The organism is Pseudomonas sp. GW821-FHT09A09 (assembly GCF_059418405.1).
Window position 1 is genome coordinate 10,948 of the sequence record NZ_JBWKPU010000038.1, and the last position, 19,424, is coordinate 30,371.

General features: G+C 59.5%; 18 protein-coding genes and 1 tRNA gene. 8 read left to right on the forward strand and 11 right to left on the reverse strand.

What is annotated here, in order from left to right; genetic code table 11:
- Window positions 1-64: 64 nt before the first annotated feature.
- Both AC07OV_RS25560 and AC07OV_RS25565 read right to left on the reverse strand, forming a co-directional pair.
- Window positions 65-1,675 (reverse strand): ATP-binding protein, encoded by a 1,611-nt coding sequence (locus AC07OV_RS25560; protein ID WP_495093227.1) that lies wholly within the window; start codon window positions 1,673-1,675, stop codon window positions 65-67.
- Window positions 1,672-2,397 carry a response regulator gene (locus tag AC07OV_RS25565; protein ID WP_494999141.1) on the reverse strand — a complete coding sequence of 242 codons (726 nt, stop codon included), beginning with the start codon at window positions 2,395-2,397 and terminating at the stop codon, window positions 1,672-1,674. Before AC07OV_RS25565 ends, AC07OV_RS25560 begins: the two co-directional genes overlap by 4 nt.
- Window positions 2,398-3,155: 758 nt before the next feature.
- Between AC07OV_RS25565 and AC07OV_RS25570 the strand changes: the two genes are divergently transcribed.
- On the forward strand, window positions 3,156-6,053 hold the full coding sequence (locus tag AC07OV_RS25570; RefSeq protein WP_494999140.1) for a ribonucleoside-diphosphate reductase subunit alpha: 2,898 nt from the start codon (window positions 3,156-3,158) through the stop codon (window positions 6,051-6,053).
- A gap of 427 nt (window positions 6,054-6,480) precedes the next feature.
- Here AC07OV_RS25570 and flgE read toward each other — a convergent pair whose 3' ends face one another.
- From flgE to AC07OV_RS25600, 6 genes are all read right to left on the reverse strand, one after another.
- Window positions 6,481-7,797 (reverse strand): flagellar hook protein FlgE, encoded by a 1,317-nt coding sequence (flgE, locus tag AC07OV_RS25575; protein WP_176997942.1) that lies wholly within the window; start codon window positions 7,795-7,797, stop codon window positions 6,481-6,483.
- A 31-nt stretch (window positions 7,798-7,828) separates the two neighbouring features.
- A complete protein-coding gene (gene flgD, locus AC07OV_RS25580; RefSeq protein WP_176997943.1) occupies window positions 7,829-8,557 on the reverse strand; it encodes a flagellar hook assembly protein FlgD in 729 nt (242 codons plus the stop codon).
- A 16-nt stretch (window positions 8,558-8,573) separates the two neighbouring features.
- Window positions 8,574-9,017 (reverse strand): flagellar basal body rod protein FlgC, encoded by a 444-nt coding sequence (flgC, locus tag AC07OV_RS25585; protein WP_016973698.1) that lies wholly within the window; start codon window positions 9,015-9,017, stop codon window positions 8,574-8,576.
- A 3-nt stretch (window positions 9,018-9,020) separates the two neighbouring features.
- Window positions 9,021-9,428, reverse strand: coding sequence for a flagellar basal body rod protein FlgB (gene flgB, locus AC07OV_RS25590; RefSeq protein ID WP_003214246.1), 408 nt, complete (start codon window positions 9,426-9,428; stop codon window positions 9,021-9,023).
- 329 nt (window positions 9,429-9,757) lie between these two features.
- Window positions 9,758-10,585: a protein-glutamate O-methyltransferase CheR gene (cheR, locus tag AC07OV_RS25595; protein WP_025854126.1), complete on the reverse strand. Its 828-nt coding sequence runs from the start codon at window positions 10,583-10,585 to the stop codon at window positions 9,758-9,760.
- A 43-nt stretch (window positions 10,586-10,628) separates the two neighbouring features.
- Complete coding sequence (locus AC07OV_RS25600) at window positions 10,629-11,561, reverse strand: chemotaxis protein CheV (RefSeq protein WP_176997944.1); 933 nt, start codon at window positions 11,559-11,561, stop codon at window positions 10,629-10,631.
- An 80-nt stretch (window positions 11,562-11,641) separates the two neighbouring features.
- Here AC07OV_RS25600 and flgA point away from each other — a divergent pair, with 80 nt between their 5' ends.
- From flgA to AC07OV_RS25620, 4 genes are all read left to right on the forward strand, one after another.
- Window positions 11,642-12,406 (forward strand): flagellar basal body P-ring formation chaperone FlgA, encoded by a 765-nt coding sequence (gene flgA, locus AC07OV_RS25605; protein WP_494998268.1) that lies wholly within the window; start codon window positions 11,642-11,644, stop codon window positions 12,404-12,406.
- 141 nt (window positions 12,407-12,547) lie between these two features.
- Complete coding sequence (gene flgM / locus AC07OV_RS25610) at window positions 12,548-12,871, forward strand: flagellar biosynthesis anti-sigma factor FlgM (protein WP_176997946.1); 324 nt, start codon at window positions 12,548-12,550, stop codon at window positions 12,869-12,871.
- Window positions 12,872-12,919: 48 nt separating this feature from the next.
- Complete coding sequence (locus AC07OV_RS25615) at window positions 12,920-13,390, forward strand: flagella synthesis protein FlgN (RefSeq protein WP_176997947.1); 471 nt, start codon at window positions 12,920-12,922, stop codon at window positions 13,388-13,390.
- 96 nt (window positions 13,391-13,486) lie between these two features.
- Window positions 13,487-14,236, forward strand: a complete 750-nt coding sequence (locus tag AC07OV_RS25620) for a flagellar brake protein (RefSeq protein WP_176997948.1) — start codon at window positions 13,487-13,489, stop codon at window positions 14,234-14,236.
- 59 nt (window positions 14,237-14,295) lie between these two features.
- Here AC07OV_RS25620 and AC07OV_RS25625 read toward each other — a convergent pair whose 3' ends face one another.
- Window positions 14,296-15,681, reverse strand: coding sequence for an MFS transporter (locus AC07OV_RS25625; RefSeq protein WP_176997949.1), 1,386 nt, complete (start codon window positions 15,679-15,681; stop codon window positions 14,296-14,298).
- A 269-nt stretch (window positions 15,682-15,950) separates the two neighbouring features.
- A tRNA-Arg gene (locus tag AC07OV_RS25630) sits at window positions 15,951-16,027 on the reverse strand.
- Window positions 16,028-16,354: 327 nt separating this feature from the next.
- Between AC07OV_RS25630 and AC07OV_RS25635 the strand changes: the two genes are divergently transcribed.
- The 3 genes from AC07OV_RS25635 to AC07OV_RS25645 all read left to right on the forward strand — a co-directional run bounded on the left by AC07OV_RS25635 (window position 16,355) and on the right by AC07OV_RS25645 (window position 17,484).
- Window positions 16,355-16,582: a hypothetical protein gene (locus AC07OV_RS25635; protein ID WP_494998269.1), complete on the forward strand. Its 228-nt coding sequence runs from the start codon at window positions 16,355-16,357 to the stop codon at window positions 16,580-16,582.
- Window positions 16,583-16,592: 10 nt separating this feature from the next.
- Window positions 16,593-16,772, forward strand: coding sequence for a PA3371 family protein (locus AC07OV_RS25640; protein WP_494998270.1), 180 nt, complete (start codon window positions 16,593-16,595; stop codon window positions 16,770-16,772).
- 385 nt (window positions 16,773-17,157) lie between these two features.
- Window positions 17,158-17,484: an Arc family DNA-binding protein gene (locus tag AC07OV_RS25645; protein ID WP_024076996.1), complete on the forward strand. Its 327-nt coding sequence runs from the start codon at window positions 17,158-17,160 to the stop codon at window positions 17,482-17,484.
- 155 nt (window positions 17,485-17,639) lie between these two features.
- Here the strand turns inward: AC07OV_RS25645 and mgtE are convergent, their stop codons facing one another.
- Complete coding sequence (mgtE, locus tag AC07OV_RS25650) at window positions 17,640-19,082, reverse strand: magnesium transporter (RefSeq protein ID WP_495093228.1); 1,443 nt, start codon at window positions 19,080-19,082, stop codon at window positions 17,640-17,642.
- Window positions 19,083-19,424: the final 342 nt, after the last annotated feature.

Genomic DNA, 19,424 nt, shown 5'->3' on the forward strand with positions numbered 1-19,424 from the left:
GGCTCCTACAGTTGAGTCGGGAATGCGTTCCCCTGTAGGAGCCGGCTTGCCGGCGATCGCGATATCAGCCTTTATCCTGATCCCGCGGCCAACTCAGGCTGAAGCACGCCCCACCCAAGTTGTTGCTCTTGCCGATCAACGCCCTTCCGCCGTGCCAATAAATGATCCGCCGCACAATCGACAGGCCCAGCCCGTGCCCGCCAGAGGCCCGCGTGCGGCTGTCGTCCAGGCGCAGGAACGGCGTGAAGATGCGCTCCCAGGCGCTTTCCGGCACGCCGGGGCCGTCGTCTTCCACGTCGATGCGGCAACGCACCTGGCCCACCTGATAACTGATCAACACCTGGCCCTGGGCATGACGCATGGCGTTGCTCACAAGGTTTTGCAAGGCGCGGTGCAAGTAACGCGGTTCGGCGTCGACCCACGCGTCATCCCAATGCGCCGATGACAGGCAAATACCACGACTCACGGTGACTTGCGGACGCAGTGGCGATAATTCGCCGATCACCTGATTGAGCAACGCGCTGAGGTCGACGCGCTGGAAATTAAGCTCGGGCGCACCCTGTTCCAAGCGTGCATAGGTGAGCATTTCATCCACCAGGCCATCGAGGTCCTGGATATCGCTGTCCATGCCTTCCAGGTATTTGCGCCGCGCTTCAGGCGTCGTAGCGTCGCCGACCATTTCCAGGCCAAAGCGCAAGCGCGCTACCGGCGTGCGCAACTCGTGGGACACCGCGCGCACCAATTCACGCTGGATCGCCAGCAATTGCTGCAGGTGCTCGGCCATGCCATTAAAGGCGGCGGCCAGGCGCCCGACCGAGTCTGCGCCCCGGGCCGGCACGCGCACTTCGAGGTTGCCCTTGGCAATGCGAGTGGCCGCGGCTTCCAGGCCTTTGAGACGGCGTTCCAGCTGACGCACCAGTAAATAGACGATCAGGCCGATCAGGGTCAGGCTGATCAGCGCGATCAGGATCAGCCATTGCGGCGGGTACGGGTTCATCTGGTACAACGGGCCGATCTCCAGCACCCACGGCGTGCCGACCATGCCGGCGAACACACGGATCGAATCACCGCCCTTGCCCAGGGCCATCACCGTATCGCCCTCGGATACGCGGCGGCGCTGGTCGTCGTCCATGTCAGCCTCATTCAGGGTCATGAGGTGCATATCAAAACCAAAGCCCTTGGCTTCTTTTATGTCTGCCAGTTTTTGCGGCTGCTCGGCGACGGGAAAGCGCACCAGCTCATCAGCCAGCAGATAAATAGTGGCGCGGGCCAATTGCTCGCTGATTTGCTGCACTTCGCCGGTGAGCACCAGCTGATCCTGCTCGCTGACCAGGCGCAACACCCGTGCGGCGTGAGGCCCGGTCTGTTCCACCAGCACCTGGCCACGTTGCAGGCGGTTGCGTTGGCTCAGGTCCAGTTGCGCATCGGCCAGGGGGCGCAGCTCCAGGGGGATCCCCAGCAAGCGCTCCCACACCGCCAAGGCGCGCTGGCGTTCGATGGCGCTCATGGGTTGCAGGTTGTCACCCATCAAGGCAAAGGTGCCGTGGGCCAGGCGCTCGCGGTATTGGCCGCTGCGCACCTCGTTGAGCAGGTGCAGGGCCAGTACGCCAAGCAGCGCCACCAGGATCAGCGCGGCGCACATGCCGCCGTAGATGCGCAGGAAGATCGAGTTCACAGCGACAGGTCGGCGGCGGCTTCGGGGACGAACAGGTAGCCTTTGCTGCGGATGGTCTTGATCAAACGTGGGTGGATCGGGTCGTCGCCGATCTTGGGCCGGATGCGCGAGATGCGCACATCGATGGAGCGGTCCTGGCCGTCATAGCCAATGCCACGCAGGGCGATGAAGATTTCTTCGCGGGAGAGGATGCGCCCGGCATTCGCCACCAGCAGCCACAACAGGTCGAACTCGGCGCTGGTCAATTCGATACCGCCTTCATGCAACCAGGCTTCGCGCAGGGCGTTGTCCACCACCAACGGGCCGAATTGCAGGCGGCGCTGGTTTTCCACGCTGGTCGGTTCGGCCGGTTCACTGCGCCGCAGCAACGCCTGGATACGCGCCAGCAACAGGCGTGGGCGCACGGGCTTGCACACGTAGTCGTCAGCGCCCATGTCCAGGCCGAGGACCTGGTCCATATCGTCGGTGCGCGCGGTCAGCATCAGGATCACCCCGTCGTAGCGCTCACGCACGTTGCGGCAGATGCTCAAGCCGTCTTCGCCGGGCAGCATCAGGTCGAGGATCACCAGGTCTGGCTGTTCGGCGACGATGCGCGCCGCCGCCCGGGCCCCGTCGCTTTCCACCGAGACGCGCAGGCCGTTGCTCTCCAAGTAATCACGGGTCAACTCGGCCAGACGTTCGTCGTCCTCGACGATCAGTATTTGCCAGGCTTCTTGCTCCACGGGTGGTCCTCATTGTTATTAGAAGTTCTTCTGACCCGTGGAGATCCACAGTTTGATCTCCATCGGTCATACCCTGTTTGTCATGTTTTGAGGGCATAACGGATGCCGATTGTAGCCACGGGCCAGTCCCCTAACACAAGCCTGGAAATCCATTCGGTGATCGCGTTTTTTTGTGATAGGGTTCGCGCCCTCAAAAATCCAACCCGCTGTTTTTACCTTGGAATATTCAGTGACAAACGGCCGAATCCAGCAGTAGTGCGGCCTACACGGGTGTTCCACGTTTCATACACATTTTACCCACAGCGTTATCCACAGGTAGTGCGTTGCTAAGCCCCCAAAAACGCATTATCTTGTACCTCGGCGCTAAAAAAACCCTACATGTAGGGTTTTAAGCGAAAAACCAAACACAGATCAGACAAGAAATTCAAGAGGTTTCTTGCGCCCGTTTGGTTGAACCAAAGCATTTTTTGAAAGCCCAAACCGCGCACGCGGATGGCAAGCGTTTTCCAGCCCAACGGGCAGAAAACGGTACGGGTGTTGCAGTGCTTGAAGCGGGCAACTGTCACCCACCAGGAATACGGTCAAGGGCTTTTCAGCCCCGAACCGAAGACTTCGGCATGGAAGCGGCGCGAACAGCTCCCTTCCTCCTGTCCCGAAGTTGTTATGCCAGGCCCTTGGCCTGTTGTAAGTGCTTCAGGACGGAACGGTGGGCACCTTGATGGTGCCCAAATAAATATAGAATGTGGAGACAACCCCCCATGCAAACCGACACAACTCGCGAGAACCCGCAAGGCTCCGTGCCGCAGGCCGCTGATTCGAACCTGGATCTGTCCGCCACCGCACCCGGCCAATTGCGAGTGATCAAGCGTAACGGCACTGTCGTTCCTTACACCGATGACAAAATCACCGTCGCCATCACCAAAGCGTTTCTTGCAGTTGAAGGTGGCACCGCTGCTGCCTCGTCGCGCATCCACGACACCGTTGCCCGCCTGACCGAACAAGTCACCGCGACCTTCAAGCGTCGCATGCCGTCGGGCGGCACCATCCACATCGAAGAAATCCAGGACCAGGTCGAACTGGCCCTGATGCGTGCCGGCGAGCAGAAAGTCGCCCGCGACTACGTGATCTACCGCGACTCGCGCGCCAAAGAGCGTGCCGTGCGCTCCCCAGCTGAAGAAGCTGCGGTACAAGCTCACCCATCGATCCGCATCACCCTGGCCGACGGCAGCTTTGCACCGCTGGACCTGGGCCGCCTGAACACCATCATCACCGAGGCCTGCGAAGGCCTGGAAGAAGTCGATGGTGACCTGATCCAGCGCGAAACCCTGAAAAACCTGTACGACGGCGTGGCCCTGACCGACGTCAACACCGCTCTGGTGATGACCGCCCGTACCCTGGTTGAACGCGAGCCGAACTACTCGTTCGTGACTGCGCGCCTGCTGATGGACACCCTGCGTGCCGAAGGCCTGGGCTTCCTGAAAGTCGCCGACAGCGCCACTCACCACGAGATGGCCGACCTGTACGCCAAAGCCCTGCCGGCCTACATCGCCAAGGGTATCGAATTCGAATTGCTGAACCCGGTTCTGGCCACCTTCGACCTGGAAAAACTGGGCAAGGCGATCAACCACGAGCGTGACCAGCAGTTCACCTACCTGGGCCTGCAAACCCTGTACGACCGTTACTTCATCCACAAGGACGGTATCCGCTTCGAACTGCCGCAAGTGTTCTTCATGCGCGTGGCCATGGGCCTGGCGATCGAAGAGAAGCACAAAGAAGACCGTGCGATCGAGTTCTACAACCTGCTGTCGTCCTTCGACTACATGTCGTCGACCCCGACCCTGTTCAACGCCGGCACCCTGCGTCCACAGCTGTCCAGCTGCTACCTGACCACCGTGCCGGATGACCTGTCGGGCATCTACCACGCGATCCACGACAACGCCATGTTGTCCAAATTCGCCGGCGGCCTGGGCAACGACTGGACCCCGGTGCGTGCACTGGGTTCGTACATCAAGGGCACCAATGGCAAGTCCCAGGGCGTTGTACCGTTCCTGAAAGTGGTGAACGACACCGCCGTCGCCGTGAACCAGGGTGGCAAGCGCAAAGGCGCTGTGTGTGCCTACCTGGAAACCTGGCACATGGACATCGAAGAGTTCATCGAGCTGCGCAAGAACACCGGTGATGACCGTCGTCGTACCCACGACATGAACACCGCCAACTGGATCCCTGACCTGTTCATGAAGCGTGTCTTCGATGACGGCAAGTGGACCCTGTTCTCGCCCTCCGAAGTGCCGGACCTGCACGACCTGACCGGTAAAGCCTTCGAAGAGCGCTACGAGTACTACGAAGCCCTCACCGAGTACCCAGGCAAGGTCAAGCTGTTCAAGACCATCCAGGCCAAAGACCTGTGGCGCAAAATGCTGTCCATGCTGTTTGAAACCGGCCACCCATGGCTGACCTTCAAAGACCCGTGCAACCTGCGCAGCCCGCAGCAGCACGTGGGCGTGGTCCACAGCTCGAACCTGTGCACCGAGATCACCTTGAACACCAACAAGGACGAGATCGCCGTTTGCAACCTGGGCTCGATCAACCTGCCGAACCACATCGTCAACGGCAAGCTGGACACCGCCAAGCTGGAGCGCACCGTCAACACCGCCGTTCGCATGCTCGATAACGTGATCGACATCAACTACTACTCGGTGCCACAGGCGCAGAACTCCAACTTCAAGCACCGTCCGGTTGGCTTGGGCATCATGGGCTTCCAGGACGCGCTGTACCTGCAGCACATTCCTTACGGTTCGGATGCTGCGGTCGAGTTCGCCGACAAGTCCATGGAAGCGGTCAGCTACTACGCGATCCAGGCTTCCTGCGACCTGGCCGACGAGCGCGGCGCCTACGAGACGTTCCAGGGTTCGCTGTGGTCCAAAGGCATCCTGCCGCTGGATTCGCAACAGATCCTGATCGAAGCCCGTGGCCAGAAGTACATCGACGTTGACCTGAACGAATCCCTGGACTGGGCGCCGGTACGTGCCCGTGTGCAGAAAGGTATTCGTAACTCCAACATCATGGCCATCGCACCGACCGCCACCATCGCCAACATCACTGGCGTGTCGCAGTCGATCGAACCGACCTACCAGAACCTGTATGTGAAATCGAACCTGTCGGGCGAATTCACCGTGATCAACCCGTACCTGGTCCGCGACCTGAAAGCCCGCGGCCTGTGGGACTCGGTCATGATCAACGACCTGAAGTACTACGACGGTTCCGTGCAGCAGATCGAGCGCATCCCGCAAGAACTCAAAGAGCTCTACGCGACCGCCTTCGAAGTGGACACCAAGTGGATCGTTGACGCCGCCAGCCGTCGTCAGAAGTGGATCGACCAGGCTCAGTCCCTGAACCTGTACATCGCCGGCGCTTCGGGCAAGAAGCTGGACGTGACCTACCGCATGGCGTGGTACCGTGGCCTGAAAACCACTTACTACCTCCGTGCCCTGGCTGCGACCAGCACCGAGAAGTCGACCATCAACACCGGTAAGCTGAACGCTGTTTCCAGCGGCGGCAACCACGGTGACGACTCGGTTCTCGCCGCTCCCGCCGGTCCGGCGCCAGTGCCAAAAGCCTGCGCGATCGACGAGCCGGATTGCGAAGCTTGCCAGTAAGCTGAGCCGGTAGGCGCGCAAAGGCGCCTACCCGAGAACCCCCGCCAAGCCTCCGGGCTTGCCGGGGGTTTTCTTTTATGGGCGTGGCACGGGCCTCTGTTTGGACATGCAATCACCTGTGGGAACTGGCTTGCCGGCGATAGCGGTGTATCAGCCACATAGCTATCGCAGGCAAGCCAGCTCCCACCATTGACCGGGCCTTTGTCGAACCATCCGTCGCCTGATACACCGCCAACCCTTGTAGGAGCCGGCTTGCCGGCGATAGCGACCTTCCTGTCGGCATATCCTTTTCCTGGTACCCCGCCATCGCCGGCAAGCCGGCTCCTACATGGGGTCGCGTTGCGTCGCGCAGGGTTGTGTTGGGTTACCGGAATGCGCCCACAAAAAAGCCCCTCGTGTGAGGGGCTTTTTGTGGAGCGTTAACGCATCAGGTCATCTGAATGATGGTCTGCATGATGGTGCTCTGGGTGGAGATGGTCTTGGCGTTCGCCTGGTAGTTGCTCTGGGCCTTGATCAGGTCCACCAGCTCGTTGGTCAGGTTGACGTTGGAGTTCTCCAGGGAGTTGGCCACGATCGAACCCAGGGTGCCGGCTTGCGGGGTGTCGTAACCCGGCTGGCCCGAAGCGAAAGTCTCTCTCCAGGTGGTGCCACCGGCTGGCTGCAGGCCTTGTTCGTTGTTGAAGCTGGCCAGGGAGATCTGGCCGATGGCCTTGCTCTGCTGGTTGCTGAACGTGGCGAACAGTACGCCGCTGCCGTCGATTTTCAGGCCGGTGATCTGGCCAGTCGCATAACCGTCGGTGGTCGGCGGGTTGCGGTAGGTGGCCGAGTTGTATTGGGTGATGTTGCCCATGTTGATTGCGATGCCGGTAGGGTTGGCAGTCGCACCGTTTGCCTTCCACACACCATTGGTCACGGTACCCGGCACCCAGCCGGTGATGGTCAGGGTATTGCCGGTCACACCTGCCCCAGCAACAGTGGTGAGCTTGCCGGAACCATCAAACGTCAGCGTCGTCGCAGCAGGTGGCGCAGTGCCTGCGCCTGTGCCCGTTGGCAGTGTGCCGTCCGGGTTACGGCCATCGATCAGCGTGTAGGATTTCCAGACGTTGCTGTCGGTCTTGACCAGGTACTGCACCATCGGGTGAGCGTTACCTTGGTTGTCGTACAAGGTGGTGCTGTATTGAGTGGTAAAGGTACTGGTGTCACTTGGGTCAAACGGCTTGGTCGTCTGGTTGATCACCGCTTCTGAAGAGTTCAGGTTACTGGTGGAGTCCACCTTGGTGGACGCCTTCGGCGGCAGGTTCGACAGGTTCAGTTGCAGGTCAGTCAGGCCGCCCTTGATGATCTTGCCATCGGCGTCCGCCGCGTAGCCTTGCAGGCGCGAGGTGCCGGTGTTGTTGGTGATGTAGCCGTCTTTGTCGGCACGGAAGGCACCGCTGCGGGTGTATTCCAGCGAGCCGTCGCTGGCCTTCTGCACGAAGAAGCCACCGCCCTGGATCGCCATGTCCAGGATGCCGCCGCTGTTGTTCACGTCACCTTGGGTGAACTGCTGGGACACAGCCGCCAGGTTCACACCGTTGCCGATGCTGTTCTGGCCGGTGCCCAGCTTGGACGCCGCGTAGATGTCCGCGAATTCCGCACGGGACGACTTGAAGCCAGTGGTCGCGACGTTGGCGATGTTGTTGCCGGTCACGTCCAGTTGTTTGTTGGCCGCATAGAGGCCGCTCAGGCCGATGTTAAAAGACATGTTTCTCTCCTTCTGCCGTATTTAGCCGGCTCTATGTACCGATAGTCTGAATTTGCGACAGCTTGACGCTGCCCATGCCGCCTGCAAGGTTCAACAGCATTTCGCCGCCGGTCTTGCTCAGCGTCACGCTGGTAACGGTTGCCGGCAGCGAAGTGGCCAGGGCAACCGAGTCGCCCTTGTCGTTCTTCGTGGTGGCGGCAAAGGTGTAGGTACCGGCAGGGGCGACTTCGCCCTTGTCGTTCTTGCCATCCCAGATAAAGCTCGCATCGCCGGCGCTTTGGGCACCCATGTCGATGGTGCGCACCACGTTGCCGTCTTTGTCGGTGATCTTCACGGAGACGTTGCCCGTCGCCGCCGTCACCGCTACCGAACCGGTCATGCTCTTGCTGGTATCAACCATGGCCTTGTCGGTCTGGGTGATGATCGAACGCCCCACCAGCGACGACGCTTGCAGCGCTTGCGACGAGCTGAAGTTGCTGGAGATCGCATTCACCGAGTCGTTCAGGGTGTTGATCCCTTCCAGGCTGCTGAACTGCGCCAGTTGCGCCACGAACGCGCCGTTGTCCTGAGGCGACAGCGGGTTCTGGTTTTTGAGCTGGGTCACCAGCAGTTGCAGGAATGCGTCCTTGCCCAGCGACTGGTTGCCCGTCGCCGCCTTGGAAGCGTCACCGACGCTGCTGTTGTCCGTCGCGGTCTTGACCTTCGAGTTGAAAAGGTCCTGAACCGCCGTATTGGTAGAAGTGGTATCAACAATGGCCATTATTTGGCGCCCCTTATCACTGACCCAGGGTCAGGACCTTCTGCATCATGGTTTTGGCGGTGTTCATCATTTCCGCGTTGGTCTGGAACGAGCGGCTGGCGGAGATCATGTCTGCCATCTCCTCGACCACGTTGACGTTCGGGTAGTACACGTAGCCTTTTTCGTTCGCTGCCGGGTGGTTCGGCTCGTAGCGGGCTTCCAGGTTGCTCTGGTCTTCAACGACGCCGAGCACCTGCACGCCTTGGCCGGCGGCATCCTGGTTCTGGAACAGCGAATCGCTGCCACCGCTCTGGCCGCCCTGGAACATGGTGGCGAACACCGGGTGACGGGCGCGGTAGGTCTGGTCAATGCTCGAAGACACGGTCTCGGCGTTGGCGATGTTACTGGCGACGGTGTTCAAACGCGTGGTCTGCGCGCTCATGCCACTGCCGGCAATATTGAAAACACTGGCTAGGGACATGGCTTACTCTCCACGCAGGGCTGACATCAGCCCTTTGAATTTACTGTTGAGCAGGGTAAAGCTGGCCTGGAAGTTCACCGAGTTCTCGGCGTAGGCCGATTGCTCCAGCTGGGCGTCGACGGTGTTCTGGTCGATCGACGGCTGCATCGGCGTGCGATACAGCAGCGACTCGTCACCATTGCCCAGGCCTTGCGCTTCGATATGACGGCTATTGGTCATGTTCAAGGCGAAGGTGCCGTTCTTGGTCTTGTCCTGCTGTGCAGCGAGCACGGCGGAGAAGTCCAGATCCCGAGCCTTGTAGTTCGGGGTGTCGGCGTTGGCAATGTTGTTGGCCAGGACTTCGGCACGCTGGGCGCGGAAGCCCAGGGCTTGTTCGTGGATACCGAGCGCTTTATCGAAGCTGATGCTCATGGCGGAAACCTTTAGGCTGACCTGCTTTTCGTAACTGGGTTATAGCAAGGCGCATGCCAATTAACGAAAAGGCCGTAACTCAAGGGTTTGCGAGGGGTTTGCCGGTGGCAATGCCAGAAAAGCGGCAACCGGTTTCCGCGTGGCGCCAGTAAAGCGGCAATGGGGGTTTGCCGCTCGGGGAAGGATTGCCGCAAAAAAAATGGGAGCCGACTCTTGTAGGAGCCGGCTTGCCGGCGATGCAGGCACCTCGGTTTTTCAGTTAGACCGAGGTGATGCTATCGCTGGCAAGCCAGCGCCTACAAAAGCCTGGCTCCCACAGTGTTTGGGTATTACTTGGCCTGGTAGATGATCCCCGGGCTGCACTGCACCATCTGGTAATGATCCGGCAAACCGTTCAGCGCTTCGGAAGCGCCGAGGAACAGATAGCCGCCCCGCTTGAGCGTGCCGTGGATGCGCAACAGGATGTCTTTCTTCACTTCGGCCGAGAAGTAGATCAGCACGTTGCGGCAGAACACCATGTCGAACTTGCCCAGGCTGGCGTAGCTGTCGAGCAGGTTGAACGAGCGGAACTCCACCCGGTTCTTGATCGGCGCCTTGACCGCCCAGCGCCCTGCCCCTTTCGGGTCAAAGTAACGCTGCAGGCGCTCCTGGGACAAACCACGGCCCAGGGCCAGGCTGTCGTACTCGCCGGTCTTGCAGTTGGTGAGCATGGTGCCGGACAGGTCGGTGGCAACGATTTGCGCACCTGCCTTCAATTGGCCCATGTTGGTTCGTTCGAACTCGTCGATGGACATCGAGATCGAGTACGGCTCCTGCCCCGAAGAACACGCCGCCGACCAGATGCGCAGGCGCTGACCCGGGCTGGCCTTGATGGCTTCGGGCAGCACTTTGCTCTTGAGCACCTCAAAGGGGTAGGTATCCCGAAACCACAGGGTTTCGTTGGTGGTCATGGCATCGACCACCATTTCCTTGAGGCCACTGCGCGGCTGGCCCTGGATGCGCTGGACCAACTCGCCCAGGGACTTGATACCCTGCTGTTCCATCAGTTTGTTGAGACGGCTGGATACCAGGTACTGCTTGTTTTCACCGAGCAATATGCCACAGGCTTTTTCCAGGAAGACCCGGAATTGTTCGAAATCCAAATTACCCGTAGACAATGATACCGCCTCTTAAATCGTGTGACCGCCAGGGGAAATCCCCCTAGCCGTGATCTGCTGCCTTGATCCGGTCGACTACCCGGGATGCCAGGTCATCAGGACGAAATTTGGCCAGGAAGTCATCGGCACCGACCTTCTTGACCATCGCCTGATTGAATACACCGGACAACGAAGTATGCAGGATGATATGTAGTTTTTGCATGCGTGGATCGTTGCGTATCTCGGCCGTGAGGGTGTAGCCGTCCATTTCCGGCATCTCGATGTCGGAAATCATCATCAGGAATTCTTCTTCCGGCTTCTTGCCCTCATCCACCAGCTTGCGCAGGTAATCCAGCGCCTGGCGGCCGTCGTTGAGCGCGACCACTTCCACACCGACGGTTTGCAGGCAACGGGTGACCTGCTTGCGCGCCACGGAGGAGTCATCCACGGTCAATACCCGCAGCGATACCGCCTTGTGCGCGGTTTCGGCATCAACCACACCGACCGAGATGTTTTCCGAGGTCGGCGCCACTTCGGCGAGGATCTTCTCCACGTCGATGATTTCCACCAACTGGTTATCGACCCGCGTCACCGCCGTGAGGTAGTGATCGCGGCCGGTGCCCTTGGGCGGCGGATGGATCTCTTCCCAGTTCATGTTGACGATGCGCTCCACCGAGCGCACCAGGAAGCCCTGGGTCTTGGTGTTGTACTCGGTGATGATCACAAACGGGCTTTCACGGTCTTGCAAACCGGAAGAACCGGTGGCCATGGCCAGGTCAAGAATCGGGATCGTCGCACCCCGGATGTTGGCAACGCCACACACCACCGGGCTGGACTTGGGCATGATCGTCAGCTTGGGACATTGCAGCACTTCCCGCACCTTGAACACGTTGATGCCATATAGCTGCTTGCCGTCCAGGCGAAAAAGCAACAACTCCAGGCGATTCTGCCCTACCAGCTGTGTGCGCTGGTTTACTGAATCCATTACACCTGCCATGCCCAGACTCCTACGCTAAAACTTAAGGGGTACGACGCGCACCCAACATTAAACGGCACGAGCTTTGCTTTTTATTGGTCATGAACCTTAAAACGACAGTTTCCCGACGCCTTGCTCCCCAACGACTCCGTAGCCTGCTCTGCGCGTCGCTGGCATTGCTTGCCATGGGCACAGGGGCCACGGCCCGCGCAGATAACGTCACCTTGCCTGATCTACTTATCGGCGTCACTCAGGGCTTTCTTGAGTTCACTGTAGAAGATTATCTGGCGACCACCCAGACGCCCGGGCGCTACGAAATCCAGGTCAACCAGCTGGACCCTCGACTACGCATGCCGGCGTGCGACAAGGAATTGACAGCCACCCTGGAAAGCCCGGCCCAGCCGATCGGCCGTGTCACGGTCAAAGTGCGCTGCGAAGGCGCGTCGCCCTGGACGGTGTTCGTACCGGCGCAGGTGAAGTTGTTCCGCGACGTGGTGGTGGTGACCCGCCCCCTCAAGCGCACCGGGATCATCGGCGATCAAGACGTTGCCTTGCGTGAGCGGGATATCAGCCTGATCAATCAGGGTTACCTCACCACGCTGGACCAGGCCATCGGGCAGAAACTGACCCGACCAATGGTCACCGACCAGGTGATTACCCTGGTTCACCTGGAGCAGGCCGAGGTTGTGCGCAAGGGCGACCAGGTGGTGATCTCTGCCAGCAGCGGCTCGCTGAACGTGAAGATGCCGGGCGAGGCGCTGTCCAACGGCGGCATGAGCGAGCAGATCCGCGTCAAGAACCTGAACTCCAACCGCGTGATCAAGGCGCGGGTGACCGCTCCCGGACAAGTCGAGGTGGCTTTATAGATCACTGGTATCGGACGCCAGCTTTTCCTACACTGTGCGCCAGACGTTCGCGCAAACAGGTTTATTGTCAATCGAGCCTAAAGTTTGTCCGGGTATGGCCGAAAACATGGCAAGCGTCCAAATACCCAGAGGTTTTTTATTATGGTCATTGATTTCAGCCGTTTGAATAACGCCCAGGCTTTGCCCGGCTCTACGCGCACCAGCGGTGCCAAGGACAGCGTAGATGCCAAGTCCCAGCCCCTGCCCGCCAAGGCAGAGCAGGCCGGTGCCAGCCAAAGCGGGGAATCGGTACACCTGAGCAATGAGGCTCAACAGTTGCAGAAGGTCACTGACTCGCTGCGCGATCAACCGGTGGTCAACAAAGCCCGCGTGGCCGAGTTGAAACAGGCTATCGCCGATGGCAGCTATAAAGTCGACAGCAACCGTGTAGCCAGCAAGCTGCTTAACTTCGAAGCCGAGCGCTAGGCAAAGGCCTGCGCAGGGCTTTTGGACGCTTAAAACCCAAGGCCAGCCATGCACCACGACGAACATTTGCTTCAACTGATCATTGACGATCTGGCGCCGACGCAACATTTGCTCGAGCTGCTCAAAGAAGAGTCCCTGGCCTTGTACGGCCGGGACATGCGCTTGCTGGAGGAAATTCTCGCACGCAAGCAGTCGCTGATTGTGCTGCTGGAACAGCATGGCAAGAAGCGCAGCCAGATTCTCATCAGCCTGGGCCTGCCGGCTGATCACGACGGCCTCGCTCAGCTGGCCAGTCACTCCTCGGTCGGCGACCAACTGCTGGCACAGAGCAACGCCCTCAATCTATTGCTCGCCCAGTGCCAGGAAGCCAACCTGCTCAACGGTCAGTCGATCCAGCTACAGCAAGCCACGACCGCCAACCAGTTGCGTATACTCCACGGCGGAGAGCCTCCGGCCCTCTACAACGCCCAAGGCTCCACCTCGCGCCTGGTCAAGCCAAGCACCCGCAGCCAAGCCTGACGCCGGTTTTCAGCGCGCCCTATCCAAGGCGCGCTACATGCTGGCAAAATGCCTGTTCTTGCGTGAAGTCGTATTTTGTCTGGAGATGGAAGAACCGTGTTCAACGCCCTCAATGCGGAAGATGCCCCGCAGCCACCCAAGGTCCTCACCACGCCTCTGGAAATCGCCGGCACTTTGCGGATGCTGCAAGAAAGCCATGATCCTCTGATCATCACTTTCCATGAACGCAGCCAGCGCTTCCAAAGCTACCTGGTGGACGTTGACCGGGACAGCGGGACGCTGGCCCTGGACGAAATGATCCCGCGCGACGGTGAGCGCTACCTCGAAAATGGCGAACCGTTTCGCATCGAGGGCTTCCACGAAGGCGTACGTGTGGCCTGGGAAAGCAACGGCACCCTGACCATCAGCGAAAAAGACGGGCACCGCATCTACACCGGCAGCATGCCCGACGAGGTGGTCTACCATCAGCGCCGTAACGCCTTCCGCGCCGCATTGAAGCTGGCCCAACTGGTCAATATCGAACTGGGTGGCGAGAAGCTCAAGGCGCCGATCAGCGGCAAGTTGCTGGACATCTCCGCCACCGGCTGCAAATTGCGCTTTGAAGGCGATATCTCCGAGCGCCTGCAACTGGGCCAGGTCTATGACCGGTTTATCGCCGCCCTGCCCTTCGGCAGCATGACCACCTCAGTGGAGCTGCGTTACCTGCACTTCGAAGAGAAGATCAACACCACCTTTGCCGGCGTGCGTTTCCACAACATGAGTGGCCTGGTGCAGCGCCAGGTCGAGCGCTTTGTGTACCAATTGCAGCGCGAAGCCCGTCGCTTCGATAAAGACGACGACTTCTAAGCATTTTCGAGCGCAATAAAAAACGGGCAGATCCTGATGGGATCTGCCCGTTTTTGCTTTCAGGGCCGCGCGCGGCTCAGGTCATGAGGGTGGTCATCCGGGTCCAGGGGCGGCGGTGGCCCTTCGACGACGGACTCATCCACCACCGGCGCCGGATCGGCTTCGGGCGCAGGGTCCACGGGCGTGGCCTGCATCTGTTCCTGCACCACCGCCTCGTCCACCCGTGGATCAAGGCAAGCCACCAGCGGCGAGCTGGACATGCTGTCGGGCATTGCCACGTGATGCAGCGGTGCATCATCCACCTGATGCAGGTTGGTGACCGCCTTCGGCCGGATACGCCACACCAGGATCAACGCACACAGGCTGAAGAACGCATACAGCATGTGACTGCCAAACAGCTTCATCGCCACACCCGCCAGCAGCGGCCCGATACTGGCGCCAATGCCGTAGGTCACCAGCAGCATTGCCGTCAGAGAAACCCGGCGATCACCTTCCACATGGTCGTTGGAAAACGCCACGGCCAGCGGATACAGGCAGAACTGCACCAGCGAACACAAGAAACCGGCGACGAACAACACTTCCAGCGGCACCTGCGACATGATTGCCAGAGGTAATGCCGCCACCGCGAGGCACAACGCAAAGCAGCGAATCAGCAAGGCCCGATCATAGCGATCCGACAACCAGCCCAACGGCCACTGCACCAACAGACCGGCAAAAATACAGCAGCCCATGAACAGACCAACCTGCTCGGTCGTCAGGCCTTGCTGCGACGCATAGAGCGGCGCCAAACCGTAGAACGAGCCCACGATTACCCCGGCCCCCAGCACCGTGCTCAGCGACTGCGGCACCCGTTTAATGAAGAAACGCGGCTCCATCGGCGCCGGGTGTAGAGGCGCGGGGTGGATGCGTCGGGTCATGGCCACCGGCACCAGGCACAGGGCAAAGCACACCGCGACCAGCATCAGCAGTTCGAGACCGAGTTGAGGGTGCATGACCAGAATCAACTGCCCCAGCACCAGACCCAGGTAGGACGCGATCATGTAGCCGCTGAACACCACGCCACGCTGCTTGGCGTCCGCCTGCTCGTTGAGCCAGCTTTCAATGACCATGTACTGGCACATCATCCCCAGGCCCACGATCGTACGCAGCACGATCCAGGCCGGCAGCCAGTTGATCAACCCGTGGCCGAGTACTGCCGCACCGACGATCCCGGCACAGGTGGCATAGGCGCGAATATGCCCGACGCGGGCGATCAGCCGGTGCCCGATCTTGCCGCCCAGTACCAGGCCAAAATAGTTGGCCGCCATCAACGCACCGACCCACAGGCTGTCGACATGGTCGGCGGCCAGGCGCAGGGCCAGGTAAGTACTGAGCAGGCCGGAGCCGATCAGCATCATCAAGGAGGCGAAATAAAGGGCTCGAAAAGATTTCCAGATCTGGCGCATCGGCGTTCCGAGCGGCTCCTTGCGGTGAGAGACAGGGCTATCGGCATGATAGTCCGGGGTTGCCGGATCCGGACAGGCGGTATCGGCTGTTTCCGGGGAATTTTTTGCTTAATCACTCAGACGCCGCTTGCTCGCCTGGGAGGTACACCGGTTGCGATAAATAGATGGTGCACTGGCTGTGAACCCTGATCGCCCGCAAGGTTCGACGCGATGTTGCCACGCGCCCACAAAAAAGCCCCGCCAGAACAGTCTGTGCGGGGCTTTGAATCTGGTGTCCCAGGGCCGGTTCGAACGGCCAACCTTCCCCTTAGGAGGGGGATGCTCTATCCAATTGAGCTACTGGGACAAATGACAGGCGCCTGCCAAGCGGGCGGCGACGGACGGCGTGCATGTTAACGGCCGGGTCGGCGTTTGTCATGTCATCCGTGGGCTTTTTGAGCGTAGGTCGCTCCTTACTCGGCCAGGCTGTGCATCGCCCCGTAAACACGGGCACTTTGTGGCGTCGTGCAAAATGCAACCCTGCGAAATGCCCGTCTTGCAAAATGCAACGCAACAACCCCCATAAACGTCTATAAGCTATTGATTTTATTGGGATAAAAGGTTGGCACGAGGCCTGCAATACTTATCCTACAGACAGACCTCATCCGGCCCAGCCACTGCGGAGAACAAGAACATGAACAGCGCCCTCCTGTTGACCCTTAATGCGGTAGCCCTGGCAGCACTGGTCATGTTCCATTTCCAGTCCGCCAATTCGGATGACGCCGGGCAAATCAGCCAAGCAGTGCCGCATCACCTGCAACAGCGACCACAACTGGCGGTGATGACACCTGGCGTGCAAACGCCGATTCGTGTGAATCAGGACGCTCAGGCCGCTCCTGTTTCCGAACACTGGGTTTTCTGAGGTAACCGCGATGACTAAGTCTGCATGGCTGTTTTTATGCCTGACCTTCGCGGCAGGCGTGTTTGGCATGAGCGCATCAGCCCAGGATGAGCAAACCACTGCATTCGTCGTCGCTGGCGTGTTTGCCAGCCTGCTGGTGCTGTCGCTCATCGTTGGCCGCCGATTCAAATTCGACCCTGTGTTGCGCTGAGCCCTCCTCCTGTACCTACCTTATGTCGCCCCGCCCTAGTAAATCGGCAAATTGCCACTAGTCTTAAAATTAAGGGCAAAAGGCCATATTGCTATAGGATGTGCGGCCTCAAACCCTGTGGTGGCCTGGACTTACGGGAAGTTCCCTTGGGGAATGACTCGTGGAAAAGTTTTCCAACCAGTCCGCAAAAATGCAAATCAGTGCTGGCATAAAGCCTTTAGGCAGTTCAATATTTGTCACAGAATTGACGCCAAGGAACTGTCAAATCTGAGGCATGATGCGGCCTCTTTGCAATTCGGGTTGAACTTTGGTCGTGAGTCTTGTCTTAACACTCATCTTGCGGCCAATTCCAAAAACCGCTCCCCTGAACTAACCGGTTAAATATATGCGCCCATTGAAACAGGCAATTTATTCCAGCCGTACGGCTGACAAGTTCGTCGTACGTCTGCCAGACGGAATGCGGGAACGCATTGCCGAGGTGGCTCGCAATCATCACCGCAGCATGAACTCCGAAATCATCGCGCGCCTGGAACAGAGCCTCATTCAGGAAGGTGCGTTGGGCGAAGAGTTGAGCATGCGCCTGGACAGCCCAGAGCTGTCACTGCACGAACGCGAACTGCTGCAGCGTTTTCGTCAGCTCTCCCACCGCCAGCAAAATGCTCTCGTCTCGCTTATCGCGCACGACGTTGAAGCGGCCGCAGAAGCCGATTGATCTGCAACTGAAAGCCGAAGCCAGCCATGTGCTGGCTTTTTTTTGCGTGGGATTTGGACGGGACGGGTTGCGGCTGATGCGGGGCGCCCAGTTAGACCGAGGGGGTGCGATCGCTGGCAAGCCAGCTCCTACAGGGAGCTGGCTTGCCAGGCAGGTCAAAGCAGGAAGATCGTGGCCAGGCCCAGGAAGATGAAGAAGCCACCGCTGTCGGTCATGGCCGTGATCATCACGCTGGCCCCCATTGCAGGGTCACGCCCAAGGCGCGCCAGGGTCATGGGGATCAGCACCCCCATCAGCGCAGCCAGCAACAGGTTGAGCGTCATGGCGGCGGTCATCACGACACCCAGCGACCAGCTGCCATACAGCAAGTAGGCCACGATACCGATCACCCCACCCCACACCACGCCATTGATCAGCGCAACCGCCAACTCTTTGCGCATCAGGCGTGAAGTGTTGCCCGTGTTCACCTGGTCGAGCGCCATGGCGCGCACGATCATGGTGATGGTCTGGTTACCCGAGTTACCACCAATGCCGGCCACGATTGGCATCAGGGCCGCCAGGGCCACCAATTTCTCGATCGAGCCCTCAAACAGACCAATGACTCGCGAAGCGATGAATGCAGTGATCAGGTTGATCGCCAGCCACGCCCAACGGTTACGCAGCGAGCGCCAGACGGAGGCGAAGATATCCTCCTCCTCACGCAGACCCGCCATGTTCAGGACTTCGGTTTCGCTTTCTTCACGAATCAGGTCGACCATTTCATCGATGGTCAGACGGCCGATCAGCTTGCCGTTCTTGTCGACCACCGGGGCCGAGATCAAGTCATAACGCTCGAACGCCTGGGCGGCGTCGTAGGCGTCTTCGTCCGGGTGAAAGCTCACCGGATCACTGGCCATGACGTCCGCAACTTTCTTCTCAGGGTCGTTGACCAGCAGACGCTTGATCGGCAGCACACCCTTGAGGATGCCCTCGTAATCGACCACGAACAATTTGTCGGTATGGCCCGGCAGCTCCTTGAGGCGGCGCAGGTAGCGCAGAACCACTTCCAGGCTGACATCTTCGCGGATGGTGACCATCTCGAAGTCCATCAGCGCGCCGACCTGATCCTCGTCGTAAGACAAGGCGGAACGCACCCGCTCACGCTGCTGGCCGTCGAGGGCCTCCATCAGCTCATGGACAACGTCACGCGGCAGCTCTGGGGCCAGGTCAGCCAGTTCGTCGGCATCCATCTCCTTGGCGGCGGCCAGGAGCTCATGATCGTCCATGTCGGCGATCAGGGTTTCACGAACCGAATCGGATACTTCGAGGAGGATGTCGCCGTCACGGTCAGCCTTGACCAACTGCCAGAGGGTCAGTCGATCATCAAGCGGCAAGGCTTCAAGAATGTAGGCAACGTCGGCGGAGTGCAGGTCATCGAGCTTGCGTTGCAGCTCGACGAGGTTTTGCCGGTGGACCAGGTTTTCGACGCGGTCGTGGTTCGGATCTTCCTGGCGATGCGTGAGGTCTTCGACCACGCGCTGGCGCTGCAGTAGCTCGATGACTTGAGCTAGGCGATCCTGCAGGCTTTCTTGTGTTTTCTTTACTTCTACTTCGGTCATAGGCGAACTCCACTCCCAGCAGCGGGGCACGCCGGAAGGATCAATCAGTCAATTCATGATTGGTAAAGCGGGGTACTGAGTAACTACTGGGTAAGTCCATGGAGGTATTCCACAAGCCCCGGCGGGGCTGACGGGCGCAATGATACACGCTGCGCGCGCTTTTAACGTCAAAAAACTGGAAAGAACAAGCGCTTGCGAGCCAAAGCTGAGCATTGGCTGCATCTATGAACTGCGACGACGCAGCCGAGAAGGAAAACACATGAGGGCAGGAGAAAAAGATGAAATCCTACACAAACCCCAGACGGCAAAAAGCCCGCACTAGGCGGGCTTTTTGTTTGTATG